Here is a 17,544-nt window from a genome sequence, read left to right on the forward strand (position 1 = left end):
CGCAAGCCCGCGCGCGTCCCGGGCCTGCGCGCGCACGCGCACGCGCAGGCCCGCGCGAGGAAGGGAACTCATTGAGCCAGTCCGCTGCACCGGTGCTCGAGGCCAGGCAGATCAGCAAGCGCTTTCCCGGCGTGGTGGCCCTCGACGGCGTGTCCCTCGCCCTCCTCCCCGGCGAGGTGCACGCCCTCGTGGGCGAGAACGGCGCGGGCAAGTCCACGCTGATCAAGGTCTTCACCGGCGTCCACCGTCCCGACGGCGGTGAGCTGATCTACAACGGTGCGCCGGCGGCCTTCGGGACGCCGCTCGACGCGCAGCGCGCCGGGATCTCGACCATCTACCAGGAGGTCAACCTCGTCCCGATGATGAGCGTGGCCCGCAACCTGATGCTGGGACGCGAGCCGCGCGGCCGCCTCGGCGTCATCGACACCGCCAGGATGTACGGCGAGGCGGAGCGGATCCTCGCCGGATACGGCGTCGTCACCGACGTGCGCCGCCCGCTGCGCACCCTCGGGATGGGCGTCCAGCAGATGGTCGCCCTGGCCAGGGCCGTGGCGATCGACGCCCGCGTGGTCATCATGGACGAGCCCACCTCGTCCCTGGAGCCGCGCGAGGTCGAGACGCTGTTCTCGGTGATCAGGAAGCTCAGGGACGACGGCATCGCCGTCGTCTACGTCAGCCACCGCCTCGACGAGCTGTACGAGGTGTGCGACCGGGTGACCGTGCTGCGCGACGGCCGGGTCGCGCACACGGGCCCGCTCGCCGAGCTCGAACGGCTGAAGCTCATCGCTCTGATGCTGGGCCGCGACCTCGACGAGGTCAGGACCGGCGGCCTGACCAGGTTCTCCCGCGACCGCCGCCGGGCCCGTGAGCGGGAGGGCGCCGCGCCCGCCGTACAGGCCGAGGGACTGACCCGGCGGCAGGTGCTGCACGGGGTGGACGTCGCGGTGTGGCCGGGGGAGGTCGTCGGCCTCGGCGGGCTGCTCGGAGCGGGCCGCAGCGAGACGGCCAAGGGGATCGTCGGCGCGCTCCCGCTGGACGCGGGCCGGGTGCTCGTGGCCGGCCTGCCCCTGCGCACCGGCTCGACCACGGCGGCGATCAGGGCCGGGGTCGGCCTGCTGCCCGAGGACCGCAAGGCCGAGGGCATCGTCCCGGCGCTGTCGGTCAGGGAGAACATCGCGCTCGCCGCCCTGCCGTCGCTGTCGCGGGCCGGCGTCGTCTCCGACGCCAGGATCGACAAGGTCGTCGAGGTCTTCATGCGCCGCCTCAGGATCAAGGCGGCCTCGCCGCACCAGCCGGTGCAGGAGCTGTCGGGCGGCAACCAGCAGAAGGTCCTGCTCGCGCGGTGGCTCGCCATCCGGCCGAAGATCCTGCTGCTGGACGAGCCCACCCGCGGCATCGACGTCGGCGCCAAGGCCGAGGTGCAGGCCCTCGTGGACGAACTGGCCGAGGAGGGCCTGGGCGTGTTACTGATCTCGTCTGACCTGGAGGAGCTGGTGGAGGGCGCCGACCGGATCCTGGTGCTGCGCGAGGGCGCCGTCGTCGGCGAGCTGTCCGGCGACGACGTCACGGAGGACAAGATCATGGCGTCCATCGCCGAACGAGGAGCGGAGTCCGATGGCTGAAGCGGTCGCACCGCCCGGGCGGCGGGTGCTCGCCTGGGCCCAGGAGTACGGCGTCTACGCCGCGGTCGGCGTCCTCCTGCTGTTCAACGTGCTGTTCACCCCCCACTTCCTCGACGTGGCGAACTTCCGCACCCAGCTCGTGCAGGTCGCTCCGATCGTGATCGTGTCGCTCGGCATGGCGCTGGTCATCGGCACCCAGGGCATCGACCTGTCGGTCGGCTCGGTCATGTCGCTGGCCGCCGCGCTCGTCGCGCTCTACCTCGGGTACGGCGCGTGGCCGGCGCTGCTGGTCGCCCTCGTGGGCGGCGCGGTGGCCGGGACGGCGGGCGGCGCGCTGGTCGCCTACGTGGGCGTGCAGCCGATCGTGGCGACGCTCGCGCTGCTGGTCGGCGTCCGGGGCCTGGCCAACGTGCTCGTGCCGCAGCTCGTCGAGTTCCGCAACCCCGACCTGATCGCGCTCGGCAGCAGCTCGCTGTCCGGCGTGCCGGTCATCGTGGTCATCGCGGCCGTGCTGACGCTGCTGACGGCGTTCCTGGTCCGCAGGACGACGTTCGGCAGGCAGGTGGTCGCGATCGGCGGCAACCGCGCGGCCAGCGAGCTGTCCGGGCTGCCCGTCCGCCGGGTGCTGCTGCTGGTCTACGTGATCTCCGGGGTGCTGGCCGCGCTGGCCGGGGTGCTCGCCACGGCGCGGCTGCAGGCGAGCGATCCGACCTCGCTCGGCCTGTTCATCGAGCTGTCGGCCATCACGGCGGTGGTGGTGGGCGGCACGCCGCTGAGCGGCGGGCGGATCCGGGTGCTCAGCACGGTCATGGGCGCGCTGCTCATGCAGTTGCTGTCGGCCACCCTCATCAAGCACAACCTGCCGCAGTCGTGGACGCAGATCGTGCAGGCGGTCATCATCCTGGCCGCCGTTTACGCCACCAGGGAGCGAGGAACCCGATGACCGCATCGCCCGGACGCGAGCAGGTGAGCCGCGTCCTCCAGCAGCACGGCGCGCTGATGGTGCTGGCGGCGCTGGTGATCGTCGGCAGCGTCGCCTTCGACTCCTTCGCCACCGCGGGCAACGCCGCCAGCGTCCTCGTCTCCTCCTCGTTCACCGCGATCATCGCCGTCGGCATGACCTTCGTGATCATCAGTGGAGGCATCGACCTGTCGGTGGGGTCGCTGTTCGTGTTCGGCGGGGTCCTCGCGGCGTACGGCTCGCAGTATGGGCTGGTCGTCGCGCTCGCGCTGCCGCTCGCCGCGTGCGGGCTGGTGGGGCTGCTCCAGGGGCTGCTCATCGCCAGGACGGGGATGGCGCCGTTCATCGTCACCCTGGCCGGGCTGCTGGGCGTGCGCGGGCTGATGCTGGCGATCTCCGACGAGGGCGCCACCACCTACCTGGTGAAGGACTCCGCGTTCGCCCGGCTCGGGCAGAGCGGCGTGTTCGGCCTGACCTGGCCGGTCTACATCACCGCGCTCCTGGCGGTGGCAGCGATGGTCCTGCTCCAGCGGACGGCCTTCGGCCAGAACGTCTACGCGGTCGGCGGCAACGAGCAGGGGGCCGCGCTGATGGGCGTACCGGTGGCGCGGACGAAGGTCTACGTCTACCTGATGTCGGGCCTGCTCGCGGGCCTCGCCGGGGTGCTGAACGCGGCCCGGCTCTCCTCCGGCGTCACGATCCTCGGCATCGGCCTGGAACTCGACGTGATCGCCGCGGTGGTGCTCGGCGGCACGCTGCTGACCGGGGGAGCGGGCGGCATCGCCGGCACCATCGCCGGCGTGCTGCTGCTCGGGGTGATCCAGAGCCTGATCAACCAGGTGGGCAACCTGACGTCGGCCTTCCAGCAGGTGGTCAGCGGCCTGTTCCTCGCCCTGGTCGTGGTGGCCCAGCGGCTGCTCGGCAGAGCCCAACGACTCGGCTGACCGGCCAACACTCGCTGACCGGCCAACACTCGCTGACCGGCCAAGGCACGCGCCGGCGGGGCCGTTCGTGGTGAGCTGAGGCCAGTCAGCTCTGTGTGAAGGCGAGCGGCACGCCGCAGGCGTCCTCGGCGGCGACATAGAAGCCGTCAGGGGTGGTGTGCGGACGGGTGAGGCGAGGGGTGTTCGGGCCGTGACCTACGCGGCCGCGGCGATGGCGGCGGCGATGAACAGCACCTGCAGGGCGGTGCGGGCGGGCAGTGGGGTCACGGGCTTTCCGGCCAGAGTGAGGCCGCGGCGGGCGGCCGAGACGTTGGCCGGGAACATGGCGACCATGAGCAGCGCGAGCCCGATCGCGGCCAATGGCGCCAGGGGCGGGATCAGCAGCCCGGCGGCGCCGGCCAGTTCCAGGACTCCGGTGATGGTGACCAGCAGGGCCGGATGCGGGAACACCTCGGGGATCATCGCGACGAAGTCGCGGCGCCACGATGGCAGGAAATGTGGCACGCCGGTGACGACGAACATCAAGGCGAGAGCTCCTCGTAGTGCGGGCTGCCAGCCGTCCATGACGTCGATGCCGGCCAGGCCGAGCAGGCGCAAGACGACGAAGCCACCGATCAGGGCGACGAACGGAACCATTCCGTCCCTCCAATCTTGTCATTGGAAAGATTGGAGGAGATTCCCTATCTTGTCAACGTCAAGATAGAGTGGGCCTGACCCTGCCGATCACGAAAACGGGGAGGTGAGGCAGATCAAGCAGACGGCTTACCACCACGGCAACCTGCGGCGCGCCATCATCGACGCCGCTCTCGAGGCCATCACGGAGTCCGGCCCAGTCGGATGGAGCCTGCGTGAGCTGGCCCGGCGTGCGGGCGTCTCGCACGCCGCCCCCGCCCATCACTTCGGCGACAAGGCTGGACTGCTGACGGCCGTGGCCGCAGAGGGGTTCGAGATGTTCGCCGACACCCTGGAGCGAGCGGCCGATGACGTGCTGGAAGTCGGAGTCGCCTATGTCCGCTTCGCCATCGGGCATCGGCCCTACTTCGAGGTGATGTTCCGGCCTGAGTTGTATCGCATGGATGATCCCGGCCTGAAAGCGGCGAGTGAGCGCGCGGCTCGTGTGCTCGTCACCAGCGCAGGCAGGCTGTCGCCGAGTCCGGCGCAGGACCGCTTGACCACCATCGCCGCCTGGTCGCTGGCCCACGGCTTTGCCGGCCTGTGGCTGAGCGGCGCCCTGCCCGAAACCGCCCATGACGACCCACAGGCCCTGGCCCGCTCGGTGATCCGGCTCTTCTTCGGCACGACGCATTGATCGACGTGATTGCCCGGGCCGGGGATGCGGCAGCCGGAACCGCCCGCGCGGCGTGGGTGGGGTTGCGGCGGGTGGTTCCAGGAACTCCGCGGTCGATGTAACCGATCCTGCCGCGCCGCCGAGCACGGGCGACTGCCGTGCATCCGAAGCTCGCCGGGGCTGCCGGCGAGCTCTGGAAGTCTCGGTCAGGCGGCCGCGCCCGGGCCCGGCAGCGGATCGACGTCGCCGCCGTGCATCGGCTCGCCGCAGTGGGCGCAGCGCAGCTCGGCATGGCTGATCTCACCGCACGCGTGGTGGCGGTAGAGCACCGGCGGCCCGGCCTCGCCCGCGAGCCACCGGTCCCCCCAGCCGGCCATGACCATGAGCAGGTCGACCAGCTCGGCGCCCTTGGCCGTCAGGTGGTACTCGTAGCGCGGCCGCCGGTCGTAGGGGTGGCGCTCGAGCACGCCCTGGTCGACGAGGTAGGCGAGCCGCTCGGTCAGCACCTTGCGCGAGATCCCGAGGTCGGCCTGGAGCTGGTCGAACCGCGTCATGCCCACCCACACGTCACGCAGGATCAGCGGCGACCACGGCTCTCCGATCACGTCGAGGGTGCGCGCGATGGAACAGGCCATCTCCCCGAACTTCGTGCGTTGCATGGACGCAGTCTAGCAATTGGGGTTCCCTAAAGAAACTTCGGCTGTTACGGTCATGGAGTCTCTTCAAGGAACTCGAAAAGGGAGTCGGCGAGATGAGCAAGGTCATCAGCGCCCACGCGGTGTCGGTCGACGGGTACGTCACCGGGCGCGACCCGGGCGCCGGACGCGGACTGGGCGACGCGCCGATGCTGTTCGACTGGTACTTCGACGGCGACACGCCCAGCGGCGTGTTCGACGGGTTCAGGCTGAGCGGGCCCAGCGCCCGGATCTTCGACACCCTCGCACGACGCGTCGGTGCGGTCGTGGCAGGGCGCAACACCTACGAGGACTCCGACCGTTTCGGCGGCGGCAGCCCGCACCCGGCGGCCCGGCTGTTCGTCCTCAGCCGCCGGGCGGCGCCCGAGATCAGCGAGAGGCAGACGCTGGTCACCACCGGCATCGAGGACGCGATCGCGGCGGCACGCGAGGCGGCCGGGGGCAGGGACGTCGCCCTCATGGGCGGCGGCGTGCTGACGTCCGCGCTGGAAGCGGGCCTGGTCGACGAGGTGATCCTCCACCAGGTGCCCGTTCTGCTGGGCTCCGGTCGCCGCTTCTTCCAGGAGCTTCCGAAGCACGTGCGTCTCCGTCTGGTGGAGGCCGTCCCGGCGCCCGGCGTGACCCACCTCCACTACGAAGTGGCCCGCTGACCCTCGTCATCACCGCTCGTCGCCGTCCACGTCGCGTGGCGCGCCGGAAACAACCCCTGAAGGAGTGCACCCATGCTCGACCCCGACGTGCGCCGCGTGCTCGACGGCGCTTCGATCGCGCACCTCGCCACCGTCCTCCCGGACGGCTCGCCCCACACCGCTCCCGTCTACGTCGGCACCGAGGGCGACCGGATCGTCTTCTTCACCGGCCCGGGCACGCGCAAGGCGCGCAACCTTCGCCGCGACCCCCGGATGGCGCTGTCCGTCGCGCCCGTGGACAACCCGTTCGAGCCCGTCGTCGTCCGGGGAAGGGCCGTCGAGTGGCTCGACGGCGACGCGGCGTGGGAGATCGTCGACCGGCTGGCCACGAAGTACACCGGTGCGCCCTACCCCCGGGGGCAGGAGCGCGTCGTCGTCGTGATCGAGCCCGAGCGGCAGACCGTCGGCATCGGCTGACCGGCCGCTTCCCGTTCCCGACCGACATCGGGTGGCTCAGGCCGCCGCGCCGTCCGATCCGCCCAGTTCCACCAGTTCCCGCAGGGTCGTTTGCGGGATGTCGATGCCGGCGAAGCTCAGGAACCGTCCCATCGGCATCGACGAGGCCATCCGCAGTCCGTTCTCGTCGTCCTCCCCGGGCCGCTCGTTCCTCCCGCCGGTGAGGACCCGCAGGAGAGCGGGCCCGGCGAGCGGATGGGAGAGCCACTCGCCGAGCGTCGAGTCGAGCGACACCACGGGGACCACGGAGTCGCCGTCGAGGGTGATCGTCGCCTCGGCCACGACGGACGAGGCGTTCTCGCCGATCTGGATCGTGTAGTCGCCCGCCGGGACGACCCACCGGCCGAGCGGGACGTCGTAGTACGCGAACGCCCGCCGGTCGAGAGGAAGGGCGACCGTGCGCGACTCGCCGGGAGCGAGGGCCACCTTCGTGAAGGCCCGCAGCTCCCGGGCGGGCCGCCGTACGGGACCCGCGACGGTGGCCACGTAGACCTGCACCACGTGCTTGCCCGGCCGATCGCCGGTGTTGGTCACCCTCACGGTGACGGTGGCCGTGTCGCCGCCCGTACGGGCGACCCTGAGGTCGTCGATCGCGAACGTCGTGTAGCTCAGGCCGTGGCCGAACGGGTAGCGCACGGGCAGCTCGACCGTCTCGTAGTAGCGGTAGCCGACCATGACACCCTCGCCGTAGCGCACGTGCCCGGCCTCGCCGGGAAAGTTGAGGTAGCTCGGCGTGTCCTTGAGCCGCACCGGGATGCTCTCGGCGAGGCGCCCGGAGGGGTTCACGACGCCGAAGAGGAGGTCGGCGACGGCCGAGCCGCCCGCCTGGCCGAGCAGCCAGCCCTCCAGTACGGCGTCCACGTCGTCGTGCCAGCCCTCCATCGAGACGACGCCGCCGTTGGACAGGACGACCACCGTACGGCGGGCCGCGGCGGCGACGGCACGGATCAGCTCGACCTGGACGGCGGGCAGGTCGATCGTCTCCCGGTCGAAGCCCTCCGACTCCTCCCGCTCGCCCAGGCCCGCGAAGACGACCGCGACGTCGGCGGACGCCGCGGCCTCGGCCGCCGCCTCGCGAAGCTCCCGCGCGTCGCCCGGCCCGTCCAGCGAGAACCCCTGGGCGTAGGCGACGTCCGGGGCGAGGGCCCGGATCGCGTCGAGCGCCGCGTCGACCCGGGTGGCGTTGATGTGGGAGCTGCCGCCGCCCTGGAACCGGGGCCTGACCGCGAACTCGCCGATCACGGCGATGCGGGCTTCCGGGGAGAGGGGGAGCGTGCCGTCCTCGTTCTTGAGCAGCACGGCGCAGTCGGCGGCCAGCTCGCGGGCGAGCGCGTGGTGGGCGTCGGCGTCGAACGCGCCGGACACGCCGCTGTGGCGTTCGGTGAGGGCGACGACGCGGCGCACGCTCGCGTTCACCACGGCCTCGTCGAGGTCGCCCGCGCGGACGGCGTCCACGATGCGCCGGTCGCTCGCGCCGCCGGTCCCCGGCATCTCCAGGTCCAGGCCCGCGGCCAGCGCGGCGACGCGGTCCTGGACCGCACCCCAGTCGGAGACGACGACGCCGGTGAAGCCCCACTCGCGGCGCAGGACGTCGGTGAGCAGCCACCGGTTCTGCGAGGCGTGGACGCCGTTGAGGCGGTTGTAGGAGCACATGACGGTGGCGGGCCTGGCCTGCCTGACCACCCGCTCGAACGCGGGGAAGTAGATCTCGCGCAGTGTGCGCTCGTCCACGTCGGCGCTGACCCGCATGCGCTCGGTCTCCTGGTTGTTGGCCGCGAAGTGCTTGACCGACGCGCCCGGCCCCTCGGCCTGCAGCGCGGCGACGTGCGCCGCCGCCAGTACGCCGGAGAGCAGGGGGTCTTCGGAGTAGTACTCGAAGTTGCGCCCGCACAGCGGCGAGCGCTTGATGTTCACGCCGGGGCCGAGCACGACCGCGACGCCGAGGGCCCGGCCCTCCCGGCCGACGGCGGCGCCGATCCGGGCGGCCACCTCGGGGTCCCAGCTCGACCCGACCGCGGCCGCGGGCGGGAAGCAGGTGGCGGGGATGCTCTCGTTGATGCCGAGGTGGTCGGAGCCGCCGGCCTCGCGGCGGACGCCGTGCGGCCCGTCGCACAGCGTGATGGACGGAATCCCGGCCTCCTCCAGCGGCTTGGTCGTCCAGAAATCCCGGCCCGACAGCAGCGATGCCTTCTGCTCCAGGGTGAGCGCGTTCAGTGCGCGCGCGTCGAGGTCGGTCCGGGCCATCGGGGAGGCTCCTATCACGGGAAGGGTTCATGGTGTTTCCTGCCCCGGAAAGGAGCAGCGGCGGCAGGGCGTGATCTTCCCCGGGCCGGGGGAGCCGTGTCGCCGGGCGCGGGACGGCGCGCGGCGGGCGGCTCGGCCGCCCGCCGCACGCGTGTCACGGTCAGGAGGCCGGTTCCGGCACCCGCGCGTGGGTGGTGAGCCGCCGGGCGCGGCCGAGCACGACGGTGTCGCCGGTCAGCAGGATCTCGGCGCGCAGGGGGCGGTCGGCGGCGGACGGGCCCGCGGTGAGCGCGATGACGCCCGGTTCGACGATCCTGCGCAGGTCGGGACCGGTGTAGGAGAAGGCGTCGGTGGGGACCTCGAAGACGACTTCGCGGGTCTGCCCGGGCGCGAGCGGCACCCGGGCGAAGCCGACGAGCTGCGCGACGGGACGGGCCACCTGCGCCACCGGGTCGGAGGCGTACAGCTGCACGACCTCCTCCGCCGCCCTGGAGCCGGTGTTGGTGACGGTCACCCGCGCCTCGACCGTGCCGTCCGTGGGGCACCGCTCCGCCGAGGTCGTCATCGCGTCATAGACGACCGTCGTGTACGACAGCCCGTGGCCGAACGGGAAGGCCGGGGTCGGGTCGGACACCGAGATGCCGTCGCTGCGCAGTCCCAGGGGCGGCTGCAGGTACGTGGAGGGGTTGACGAACGGGGAGCCGGGGATCTGGACGGGCAGGCGGCCCGAGGGCTCGACCCGGCCGCTGAGCACCCCCGCGATCGCCGAGCCTCCCTCCACGCCTGGCAGGAACGCCTGGAGCGCGGCGGCGGCCCGGCCGGCGTAGGCGCCGATCGCGTACGGGCGGCCGGACACCACGACCAGGACGGTCGGCGTGCCGGTGGCCAGGACCGCCTCGACCAGCTCCGGCTGGACTCCGGGCAGGGCGAGGTGGGCGGCGTCGCAGCCCTCGCCGGAGGTGCCGTTGCCGAACAGCCCGGCCCGGTCGCCGACGAACAGCAGGGCGAGGTCGGACTGCCCGGCCAGGGCGGCGGCCTCGGCGATGCCGGAGGTGTCGTCGCCCGACACGTCGGTGCCCCGGGCGAAGCGCAGGTCGGCGCCGGGGAACTCGGCCCGCAGGAGGTCCAGGGCGGGCGCGATGGGCAGGCCCATGCCGTGGTCGGGGAAGCGGTCGAGGACGTGGTTGGGGAAGGCGTAGCAGCCGAGCAGGGTCTGCGGGTCGTCGGCGCACGGGCCGATGACGGCGATGCGCGCGCTCGTCGCGGAGGCCAGCGGCAGCACGCCGGTGGGGTTGCTCAGCAGCACGACGGAGCGTTCGGCCACGGTGCGGGCCAGGTCGCGGTTGCGGGGGCTGTCCAGGTCGGCGTCGCCGGCGTTCTCGGGCACGAGGGGGCCGTCGTCGAGCAGGCCGAGCTCGATCTTCTGCCGCAGCACCCGGCGCACGGCCTCGTCGACCAGGGTCTCCTCCACGTGGCCGGCCAGCACGCTCTCGACCAGGCGACTGCCGTAGCCGACCGTGTCGGGCAGTTCGACGTCGATGCCCGCCCGCAGCGCGACCACGCCCGCGTGCGCCTCGTCGGCGGCGACGTGGTGCATCATGGCCAGGAACGGCACCGCCCAGTAGTCGGCCACGACCGTGCCGTCGAATCCCCACTGGTCGCGCAGCACCCCGCGCAGCAGTGCGGCGTTGGCGCCGACCGGCACGCCGTCGACGTCGGTGTAGGAGTTCATGACCGAACGGGCGCCGCCCTCGCGGATGGCCGTCTCGAACGGCGGGAGGATGACGTCGGCCATCTCGCGGGGGCCGATGCTGACCGGGGCGTGGTTGCGGCCCGCCCGGGAGGCGGCGTATCCGGCGAAGTGCTTGAGCGTGGCGATGATCCCGGCGTTCTCCAGGCCGCGCACGTAGGCCGCGCCGATCTGACCCACCAGGTAGGGGTCCTCGCCGAGGGTCTCCTCGACCCGGCCCCAGCGGTAGTCGCGCACCACGTCGAGAACCGGCGACAGGCCCTGGTGGACGCCGACGGCGCGCAGGTCGTCGCCGATGGCCCGGGCCATCCGCTCGACGAGCGCGGGGTCGAAGGTCGCGGCCCAGGCCAGCGGGGTGGGGTAGGCGGTCGCGCCGTAAGTGGCGAAGCCGGTCAGGCACTCCTCGTGCGCGATGGCGGGGATGCCGAACCGGTTGGCCGCGATCACCTGCTCCTGCAGCCTGCGCAGCCCGGCCGCCCCCTCCGCCGGGCTCACCGGCGCCGTGCCGTACACCCGGGTCAGGTGACCGACCCCGTCGCGCATCCGGTCGGCGAGGTTCGCGCCGTCCTTCATGAACAGGTCCTGCAGCGGCGCGACGTTGCCGCCCGCCGCCTCCGAGCCGGCGGGCGAGATGTCGACCCACACCGATCCGAGCTGGGCGACCTTCTCCTCCAGCGTCATCTCGGCCAGCAGCGCGTCCACGCGCTCGTCGAGAGGCCGGTCGCCGTCCCGCCAGGGCGCGAGCCCCGGCGCGTCTACGAATGTCATGACATCCCTTGCTTGTCGATCCGTCGCGTGGGCCTCGGCCCCGGAAGACGCCGTACGGGACCAGGTGACGATCGGCCCGGCCGTACCCGCGCCGCGACGGCGGCAGACAGCGGTACGCGAGCAACCGCATCGAGCGCCCCCTGCTCATCCGAACTGTCGTCTGAACTGTGGTCCGAAAGTTTCTGAATCAGGACCGATAGTTTATGTGGACTCTAGGCCGGTGCGCCGGAGGCCGTCAAGGATGGGGCGGTGAGGCATCCGAAACATTCGGGTTGGTGACCGAAAGTTCGGGCTAAACTGCGGCCATGACGACGACCAGGGAGCCGACACCGCCGGACCGCACGCCCTCCCGGCCGCTGACCATCGCCCAGATCGCCGAGCTGGCGGGGGTGTCCCCAGCGACCGTCTCCAAGGTCGTCAACGGCAGATCCGAGGTCGCCCCCGAGACCCGTGCCCTGGTCGAGGAGCTGATCCGCGAGCACGGGTACCGCCGGCAGAAGAAGCGCCCCACCGCGGCTCCGCTCATCGAACTGGTCTTCCACGAGCTGGAGGGCGCGTACGCGATGGAGGTCATCAAGGGGGCCGAGCAGGTGGCGCGCGAGCACGGCCTCGCGGTCGTCGTCTCCGAGCTGCCCGACCACCACCCTCCCGCCATGGGCTGGATCGAGGGGGTGATCGGCCGCCGTCCCCACGGCGTGATCGTGGTCTTCTCCGGCCTCACCCGGGCCCAGCGCGAGCAGCTCAGGACCCGGGACATCCCTGTGGTGCTGGTCGATCCCACCGGCGATCCCGGGCACGAGCTGCCCTCGGTGGGCGCGGGCAACTGGAGCGGCGGCCTGTCGGCCGCGCGCCACCTGCTGGAGCTGGGACATCGGCGCATCGCCCTCATCACCGGTCCCGCCCACGCGCTGTCCAGCCGCGCGCGGCTCGACGGGTTCCGCGCCGCCATGGACGCCGCGGGCGTGCCGATGGACCCGGAGCTCGTGCGGCAGGGCGACTTCAGCGCGGAGGACGGCCTGGCGCACGCCCGCTCCCTGCTCGCGCTGCCCCGGCCTCCGACCGCCGTGTTCGCCTTCAACGACGCGCAGGCCATGGGCGTCTACCAGGCGGCCCACGAGATGGGGCTGCGCATCCCCGACGAGCTGAGCGTGGTCGGCTTCGACGACCTGCCGATGGCCCAGTGGCTCATCCCCGCGCTGACCACGGTCCGCCAGCCGCTGACCGAGATGGCCGCGGCCGCCACGACCATGGTGGTCGCCATCGCTCGCGGGGAATCCCCGCCGCAGAACCGCCTCGAACTCACCACCGGCCTGGTCGTGCGCGGCAGCACCGCCCCGCTCGTGGCCTGAGTCCCCGCGGCCTGAACATTCGGAACACAGACAGAAATTTCGGTGCCGGGGCCCGTACGCGCGGTCGTGGCGCGCGGAACCTGCGGAGCCGGCCACGTCCCCCTGCCCGGCCGGGGCGGGCGGAACGCGCCGCGCGTGGGGGCCGTTCGTGCCGGGACACGTCCTTCACGGCGAAACATTCGGAATTCAACCGAAAAATTTAACGGCCATCGCTGAGGTGTCAGGGGTGGCTCCGCGCGCTCGGACCGCACCCGCCCCCCGGGCGCCGCCCTCTCCGCTGACCACGGCGACGCGTGCCGGGCGATTACGGTCTGATCCTTTCCCCCGACTCCGGTCGCGGCCGCCGCACGCGACCAGGGTAAAGTACCCCAAATGTTGCATATGCCCAGATCAGCGAGGTAGAGGGTGGCGGGGGTACAGGCAGTTCTGAAGCGTGTCGCCCTCGACACCCGGCCCCTGAGCATTCCCGCGTACCGGCGGCTGCTGGTGGGCCAGGGCGTCTCCTTCATCGGCTTCCAGCTGACCTCGGTGGCCGTGAGCGGGCAGGTGTACAGCATCACGGGCTCGTCCCTGTGGGTGGGCCTGCTCGGGCCGGTGAGCCTCGTCCCGCTGGTCGTCTTCGGCCTGTGGGGCGGCGCGGTCGCCGACGCCATGGACCGCCGCCGGCTCCTGCTGGCCGGCTCGGTGGTGGCCTGGCTGTCCACCGTCGCCCTGCTGCTGCACGCCTGGTCGGGGCTCGGCAGCGTCTACCTCATCCTCGCCGTCATCGCCCTGCAGTCGATCGGCTTCGCCGTCACCTCGGCCACGCGCGGGGCGATCATTCCCCGCATCGTGCCCACCGAGCGGGTCCCCGCGGCCAACACCCTCAACTTCCTCGTCAGCAGCATCGGCACGGTCGTCGGGCCGCTGCTGGCCGGGGTGGTGCTCGCCAAGGGCGGGTACGCCACCGCGTACCTCATCGACGCCGTCCTGTTCGGCGCCGGCTTCTACGCGGCCGTACGGCTGCCGACGCTGGCGCCCGTCGGCGAGATCTCCCGGCCGGGGCTGCGCTCGGTGGCCGACGGGCTCAGATACGTGGTGAGCAGGCCCGTCGTGCTCATGTCGTTCGTGGTGGACATCATCGCGATGGCGTTCGCGATGCCGAGGGCGCTGTTCCCGGAGATGGCGGCCGAACGCTTCGGCGGGTCGGCCGTGGCGTTCGGCTGGCTGTCGGCGAGCATCGCCATCGGGGCGGTCGTCGCCGGCGTCTTCTCCGGCTGGGTCGGCCGCGTACGCCGCCAGGGGGTGGCGCTCACACTCGTGATCGCCCTGTGGGGCGTGACGGTGGCCGCCGCGGCGCTGGCGCAGCCGTTGTGGCTGGTCGTGGCGCTGCTGGCGATCGGCGGCGCGACCGACCTCGCCTCCGCCGTCTGGCGGCAGACGATCCTGCAGACCTACGCCCCCGACGAGATGCGCGGACGCCTGCAGGGGGTGTTCATGGTCGTCGTCGCGGGCGGGCCCCGCCTGGGCGACCTGCGGGCGGGCGCCACCGCGGACGCGTTCGGGCTCGTGCCCTCCTGGGCGGGCGGCGGCCTGGTGTGCGCCCTGCTGGTCCTGGTGACCGGCTTCGGCGTGTCCGCCTTCCGCCGGTACGACGCCCTGGCGAGCCGCCCGGACACCCGCTGAGCCGTTCGATCGGGCTCGGGTCAGGACCGGGCCTCGCCGCGTACGCAGAAGGAGATGGGGCTGCGGACGCGGGCGGGGAAGACGAAACGCTCCAGCGACTCGACGGTGAAGCCGGCCGCCTCGACGGCCGCCACGCTGTCGCGGCCCGTGTGGCAGCCGCCGGTCAGGCACGGCCACACGGTCGCGTCCAGCAGGTCCTGGGCCCTGGCCCAGCCCGCGGCTCCGGCGCGGACGTGCTCGAGGAAGCGCAGCCGCCCGCCGGGGGCCAGCACGCGGCGGATCTCCCGCAGCCCGGCGACGGGATCGGGCAGCGAGCACAGCACGAACGACACCACCGCCGCGTCGAACTCGCCGTCGGCGGCGGGGAGCCGGTCGGCCAGGCCCGCGACGACCTCGATCCGCGCCCGCGCTCCGCGGGCGGCGTGGCGGGCGACCGCCCGCAGCCGCGGCTCGGGCTCGACGGCCAGCACGCCCGTGACGGACGGCGGATAGTGGGCGAAGTTCAGCCCGTTGCCCGCGCCGACCTCGATCACCCGGCCCGACAGCCCCGCCACCAGCGCCTCGCGCCGCCCGAGCATGCCCTCCCGGTCGAGCACCTGGCTGAACCACGTGTAGAAGCGGGCGAACAGCGGATGGCTGACCCCGGTCGTCGGCATGGCGTCCCCCTTCCCGTCCCTCGTACATTCCCCCGCGCTGAGCGGAGCGGCGTGTCCGGTGGGCGGAGCGGCATTACCGAATCGGGGTGAATCGGTCGTGGTCGCCACCGGTCTTCGCGGGTACGGGGCTCGATGGACGACGCGATGGACGACGCGGTGGACGACGCGGTGGGCGCTGCGGCGACCGCCGCGACGGGAGCGGCATCCGCGGCGGCACTCGCGGGCCGGCTCCACTCCGGCCGGCGTGACGCGGAAAGGAAGCGACCATGACCTCTGCCGTGACCTCTGCGGTCGACCCCGCGGCGACGCCCGGGGTGGAGCCCGCCCGGCTGCCGCTCATCGGGGACAGGGCGCCCGACTTCGAGGCCGAGAGCACCCAAGGGCCGGTCCGGCTCGCCGACTACGCCGGGCGGTGGCTGGTGCTGTTCAGCCATCCGGCCGACTTCACCCCGGTGTGCACCACCGAGTTCGTCGCGTTCGCCGAGCTGGCGGAGGAGTTCGCCGCCCGGAACGTCGCCCTGCTCGGCAACTCGGTCGACTCCGTGCACAGCCACCTCGCCTGGGTGCGGGCGATCGAGGACAGGCTCGGCGTCAAGATCCCCTTCCCGATCGTCGCCGACCTCGACACCCGGGTGTCCCGCGCGTACGGCATGCTCCACCCGAACGCGTCGGCGACGGCGGCGGTCCGCGCGGTGTTCGTGATCGACCCGGAGTCGGTCGTCCGCGCGATCCTCTACTACCCGATGAACGCGGGGCGGATGGTCCCCGAGATCCTCAGGCTCGTGGACGCGCTGCAGACGGCCGACCGCGACGGCGTCTCCTGCCCGGCCAACTGGCGGCCGGGCGACGACGTGCTGCTGGGCGCGCCGAAGACCCAGGCCGAGGTGGAGGCCAGGCTGACCGACGAGCGGCTCAAGCTCGTCGACTGGTATCTCGCGAGCCTCCCCGGCCGCGGCGCGTGACCGCAGGGGTGCCGCCGCCGGAAAGGTGAATCGCGCGCAGACGGGCATCCGACCGGCAGGCGGGAGCGATGTTCCGGTAGAACTCCTCTGTGACTCATTTGGTGACAAACTGGGCGGGCAACATCACCTTCCAGGCCGCGGAGGTCGAGCGGCCCTCCTCCGTGGAGGAGGTGCGCGCCCTGGTGGCGCGGAGCGAGAAGGCCCGCGTGCTGGGCAGCGGACACTCCTTCAACCACATCGCGGACTCCCCGGGCGCGCTGATCTCGCTCGACGCGCTGCCGCCGGAGATCGAGATCGACAGCGGGTCGTCCACGGTGCGGGTCGCCGCGAGCGTCCGGTACGGCGAGCTGGGCCGCCGTCTGCACGACAAGGGCTACGCCCTGCCCAACCTCGCGTCCCTGCCGCACATCTCGGTCGCGGGCTCCTGCGCGACCGGCACCCACGGCTCGGGCGACGCCAACGGCGGTCTCGCCACGTCCGTGCGCGCGGTCGAGATGGTGACCGCGGACGGCGACCTCGTCACGCTGAGCCGCGACGCGGACGGCGACCGGTTCGCGGGGTCGGTCGTCGCGCTGGGCGCCCTCGGCGTCGTCGTCGCCATGACCCTCGACGTCGTGCCGTCGTTCGACGTCCGCCAGCGCGTGTACGAGGGCCTGCCGGCCGACGTGCTGGACGACCAGTTCGACGCCGTCATGTCCGCCGCTTACAGCGTCAGCCTGTTCACCGACTGGCGGACCTCCCGGATCAACCAGGTCTGGGTGAAGGAGCGGGCCGGCGCGGCCGGCGCGGACCCCGCCGAGGCGGCGGCGGTGAGCGGGCTCGCGGGGGACGCGGCCGCGGGCGGCCTGGAGGGGGCCACGGCCGCCGGAGGGCTCCACGGCGGCGAGCCGGGCGGCGGCTTCTTCGGGGCGACCCCGGCCGACGGCCCGAGGCACCCCGTGCCGGGCATGTCCGCGGTGCACTGCACGGCCCAGATGGGCGTCCCCGGCCCCTGGTTCGAGCGCCTGCCCCACTTCCGGCCCGACTTCACCCCCAGCAGCGGCGAGGAGCTCCAGGCGGAGTACATGGTGCCCCGGCGGCACGCGGCCGCGGCGTTCCGCGCCCTCGACGGGATCCGCGACCGCATCGCCCCGGTCCTGCAGATCTCCGAGATCCGCACGATCGCCGCGGACGACCTGTGGCTGAGCCCGAGCCAGGGCCGCGACACCGTGGCCTTCCACTTCACCTGGATCAAGGACACGGCCGCCGTGACGCCCGTGCTCACCGCGATCGAGGAGTGCCTGGCGCCGTTCGGCGCGCGGCCCCACTGGGGGAAGCTCTTCACCCTCCCGGCGGACGTCCTGCGCTCCCGCTATGAGCGCCTGGACGACTTCGCGGCGCTGGCGCGGCACTACGACCCGCGCGGCGTCTTCGCCAACGAGTTCGTCGAGCGGTACGTCCTCGGCCTCGGCTGATCCCGGGTTCGTCCACCTAGGGGCGGGTAAGTCCCCCGGGA

At 72.7% G+C, this 17,544-nt stretch carries 15 protein-coding genes; 10 read left to right on the plus strand and 5 right to left on the minus strand.

The features are described 5' to 3' along the window. The first annotated feature begins 71 nt into the window (after positions 1-71). The 3 genes from ABZ860_RS13165 to ABZ860_RS13175 are packed head-to-tail and all read left to right on the plus strand — an operon-like array spanning position 72 to position 3,527. Positions 72-1,622: a sugar ABC transporter ATP-binding protein gene (locus tag ABZ860_RS13165; RefSeq protein WP_357219255.1), complete on the plus strand. Its 1,551-nt coding sequence runs from the start codon at positions 72-74 to the stop codon at positions 1,620-1,622. Then, positions 1,615-2,565 (plus strand): ABC transporter permease, encoded by a 951-nt coding sequence (locus ABZ860_RS13170; RefSeq protein ID WP_357219258.1) that lies wholly within the window; start codon positions 1,615-1,617, stop codon positions 2,563-2,565. Before ABZ860_RS13165 ends, ABZ860_RS13170 begins: the two co-directional genes overlap by 8 nt. Then, positions 2,562-3,527: an ABC transporter permease gene (locus tag ABZ860_RS13175; RefSeq protein WP_357219261.1), complete on the plus strand. Its 966-nt coding sequence runs from the start codon at positions 2,562-2,564 to the stop codon at positions 3,525-3,527. Before ABZ860_RS13170 ends, ABZ860_RS13175 begins: the two co-directional genes overlap by 4 nt. Before the next feature lie 195 nt (positions 3,528-3,722). Here the strand turns inward: ABZ860_RS13175 and ABZ860_RS13180 are convergent, their stop codons facing one another. Beyond that, a complete protein-coding gene (locus ABZ860_RS13180; protein ID WP_357219264.1) occupies positions 3,723-4,163 on the minus strand; it encodes a DoxX family protein in 441 nt (146 codons plus the stop codon). A gap of 103 nt (positions 4,164-4,266) precedes the next feature. On the opposite strand from ABZ860_RS13180, the gene ABZ860_RS13185 reads away from it, so the two are divergent. Then, entirely contained in the window at positions 4,267-4,836 is a 570-nt protein-coding gene (locus tag ABZ860_RS13185) for a TetR/AcrR family transcriptional regulator (RefSeq protein WP_357219267.1), read from the plus strand. Positions 4,837-5,021: 185 nt separating this feature from the next. Here the strand turns inward: ABZ860_RS13185 and ABZ860_RS13190 are convergent, their stop codons facing one another. Continuing rightward, complete coding sequence (locus ABZ860_RS13190; RefSeq protein ID WP_357219269.1) at positions 5,022-5,474, minus strand: helix-turn-helix domain-containing protein; 453 nt, start codon at positions 5,472-5,474, stop codon at positions 5,022-5,024. A gap of 92 nt (positions 5,475-5,566) precedes the next feature. On the opposite strand from ABZ860_RS13190, the gene ABZ860_RS13195 reads away from it, so the two are divergent. Both ABZ860_RS13195 and ABZ860_RS13200 read left to right on the plus strand, forming a co-directional pair. Then, positions 5,567-6,160 carry a dihydrofolate reductase family protein gene (locus tag ABZ860_RS13195; protein WP_357219272.1) on the plus strand — a complete coding sequence of 198 codons (594 nt, stop codon included), beginning with the start codon at positions 5,567-5,569 and terminating at the stop codon, positions 6,158-6,160. Between the two features lie 72 nt (positions 6,161-6,232). Continuing rightward, the gene (locus tag ABZ860_RS13200; protein ID WP_357219275.1) at positions 6,233-6,616 is read left to right on the plus strand and encodes a PPOX class F420-dependent oxidoreductase; all 384 of its coding nucleotides are present in this window, start codon (positions 6,233-6,235) and stop codon (positions 6,614-6,616) included. Between the two features lie 36 nt (positions 6,617-6,652). Here ABZ860_RS13200 and ABZ860_RS13205 read toward each other — a convergent pair whose 3' ends face one another. Both ABZ860_RS13205 and ABZ860_RS13210 read right to left on the minus strand, forming a co-directional pair. Continuing rightward, positions 6,653-8,899 (minus strand): glycoside hydrolase family 3 C-terminal domain-containing protein, encoded by a 2,247-nt coding sequence (locus tag ABZ860_RS13205; protein WP_357219278.1) that lies wholly within the window; start codon positions 8,897-8,899, stop codon positions 6,653-6,655. Positions 8,900-9,059: 160 nt separating this feature from the next. Continuing rightward, positions 9,060-11,417 (minus strand): glycoside hydrolase family 3 N-terminal domain-containing protein, encoded by a 2,358-nt coding sequence (locus ABZ860_RS13210; RefSeq protein ID WP_357219281.1) that lies wholly within the window; start codon positions 11,415-11,417, stop codon positions 9,060-9,062. 305 nt (positions 11,418-11,722) lie between these two features. On the opposite strand from ABZ860_RS13210, the gene ABZ860_RS13215 reads away from it, so the two are divergent. Both ABZ860_RS13215 and ABZ860_RS13220 read left to right on the plus strand, forming a co-directional pair. Continuing rightward, the gene (locus tag ABZ860_RS13215; RefSeq protein WP_357219284.1) at positions 11,723-12,766 is read left to right on the plus strand and encodes a LacI family DNA-binding transcriptional regulator; all 1,044 of its coding nucleotides are present in this window, start codon (positions 11,723-11,725) and stop codon (positions 12,764-12,766) included. A 405-nt stretch (positions 12,767-13,171) separates the two neighbouring features. Continuing rightward, on the plus strand, positions 13,172-14,431 hold the full coding sequence (locus ABZ860_RS13220) for an MFS transporter (protein WP_357219287.1): 1,260 nt from the start codon (positions 13,172-13,174) through the stop codon (positions 14,429-14,431). 20 nt (positions 14,432-14,451) lie between these two features. Here the strand turns inward: ABZ860_RS13220 and ABZ860_RS13225 are convergent, their stop codons facing one another. Further along, positions 14,452-15,087 (minus strand): class I SAM-dependent methyltransferase, encoded by a 636-nt coding sequence (locus ABZ860_RS13225; protein WP_357219289.1) that lies wholly within the window; start codon positions 15,085-15,087, stop codon positions 14,452-14,454. Positions 15,088-15,353: 266 nt separating this feature from the next. Between ABZ860_RS13225 and ABZ860_RS13230 the strand changes: the two genes are divergently transcribed. Both ABZ860_RS13230 and ABZ860_RS13235 read left to right on the plus strand, forming a co-directional pair. Next, positions 15,354-16,049 (plus strand): peroxiredoxin, encoded by a 696-nt coding sequence (locus ABZ860_RS13230; protein ID WP_357219291.1) that lies wholly within the window; start codon positions 15,354-15,356, stop codon positions 16,047-16,049. Between the two features lie 98 nt (positions 16,050-16,147). After that, positions 16,148-17,503: a D-arabinono-1,4-lactone oxidase gene (locus tag ABZ860_RS13235; RefSeq protein ID WP_357219668.1), complete on the plus strand. Its 1,356-nt coding sequence runs from the start codon at positions 16,148-16,150 to the stop codon at positions 17,501-17,503. Positions 17,504-17,544 lie beyond the last annotated feature (41 nt).

Origin of the sequence: Microbispora sp. NPDC046973 (assembly GCF_040644495.1) — a bacterium.
Taxonomy (GTDB): domain Bacteria; phylum Actinomycetota; class Actinomycetes; order Streptosporangiales; family Streptosporangiaceae; genus Microbispora.

Coding starts and splice junctions, on each gene's coding strand:
- ABZ860_RS13195 (WP_357219272.1), top strand. CDS start 5,567: ATGAGCAAGGTCATCAGCGCCCACGCGGTGTCGGTCGACGGGTACGTC.
- ABZ860_RS13205 (WP_357219278.1), bottom strand. CDS start 8,899: ATGGCCCGGACCGACCTCGACGCGCGCGCACTGAACGCGCTCACCCTG.
- ABZ860_RS13170 (WP_357219258.1), top strand. CDS start 1,615: ATGGCTGAAGCGGTCGCACCGCCCGGGCGGCGGGTGCTCGCCTGGGCC.
- ABZ860_RS13230 (WP_357219291.1), top strand. CDS start 15,354: ATGACCTCTGCCGTGACCTCTGCGGTCGACCCCGCGGCGACGCCCGGG.
- ABZ860_RS13175 (WP_357219261.1), top strand. CDS start 2,562: ATGACCGCATCGCCCGGACGCGAGCAGGTGAGCCGCGTCCTCCAGCAG.
- ABZ860_RS13210 (WP_357219281.1), bottom strand. CDS start 11,417: ATGACATTCGTAGACGCGCCGGGGCTCGCGCCCTGGCGGGACGGCGAC.
- ABZ860_RS13180 (WP_357219264.1), bottom strand. CDS start 4,163: ATGGTTCCGTTCGTCGCCCTGATCGGTGGCTTCGTCGTCTTGCGCCTG.
- ABZ860_RS13215 (WP_357219284.1), top strand. CDS start 11,723: ATGACGACGACCAGGGAGCCGACACCGCCGGACCGCACGCCCTCCCGG.
- ABZ860_RS13200 (WP_357219275.1), top strand. CDS start 6,233: ATGCTCGACCCCGACGTGCGCCGCGTGCTCGACGGCGCTTCGATCGCG.
- ABZ860_RS13190 (WP_357219269.1), bottom strand. CDS start 5,474: ATGCAACGCACGAAGTTCGGGGAGATGGCCTGTTCCATCGCGCGCACC.
- ABZ860_RS13225 (WP_357219289.1), bottom strand. CDS start 15,087: ATGCCGACGACCGGGGTCAGCCATCCGCTGTTCGCCCGCTTCTACACG.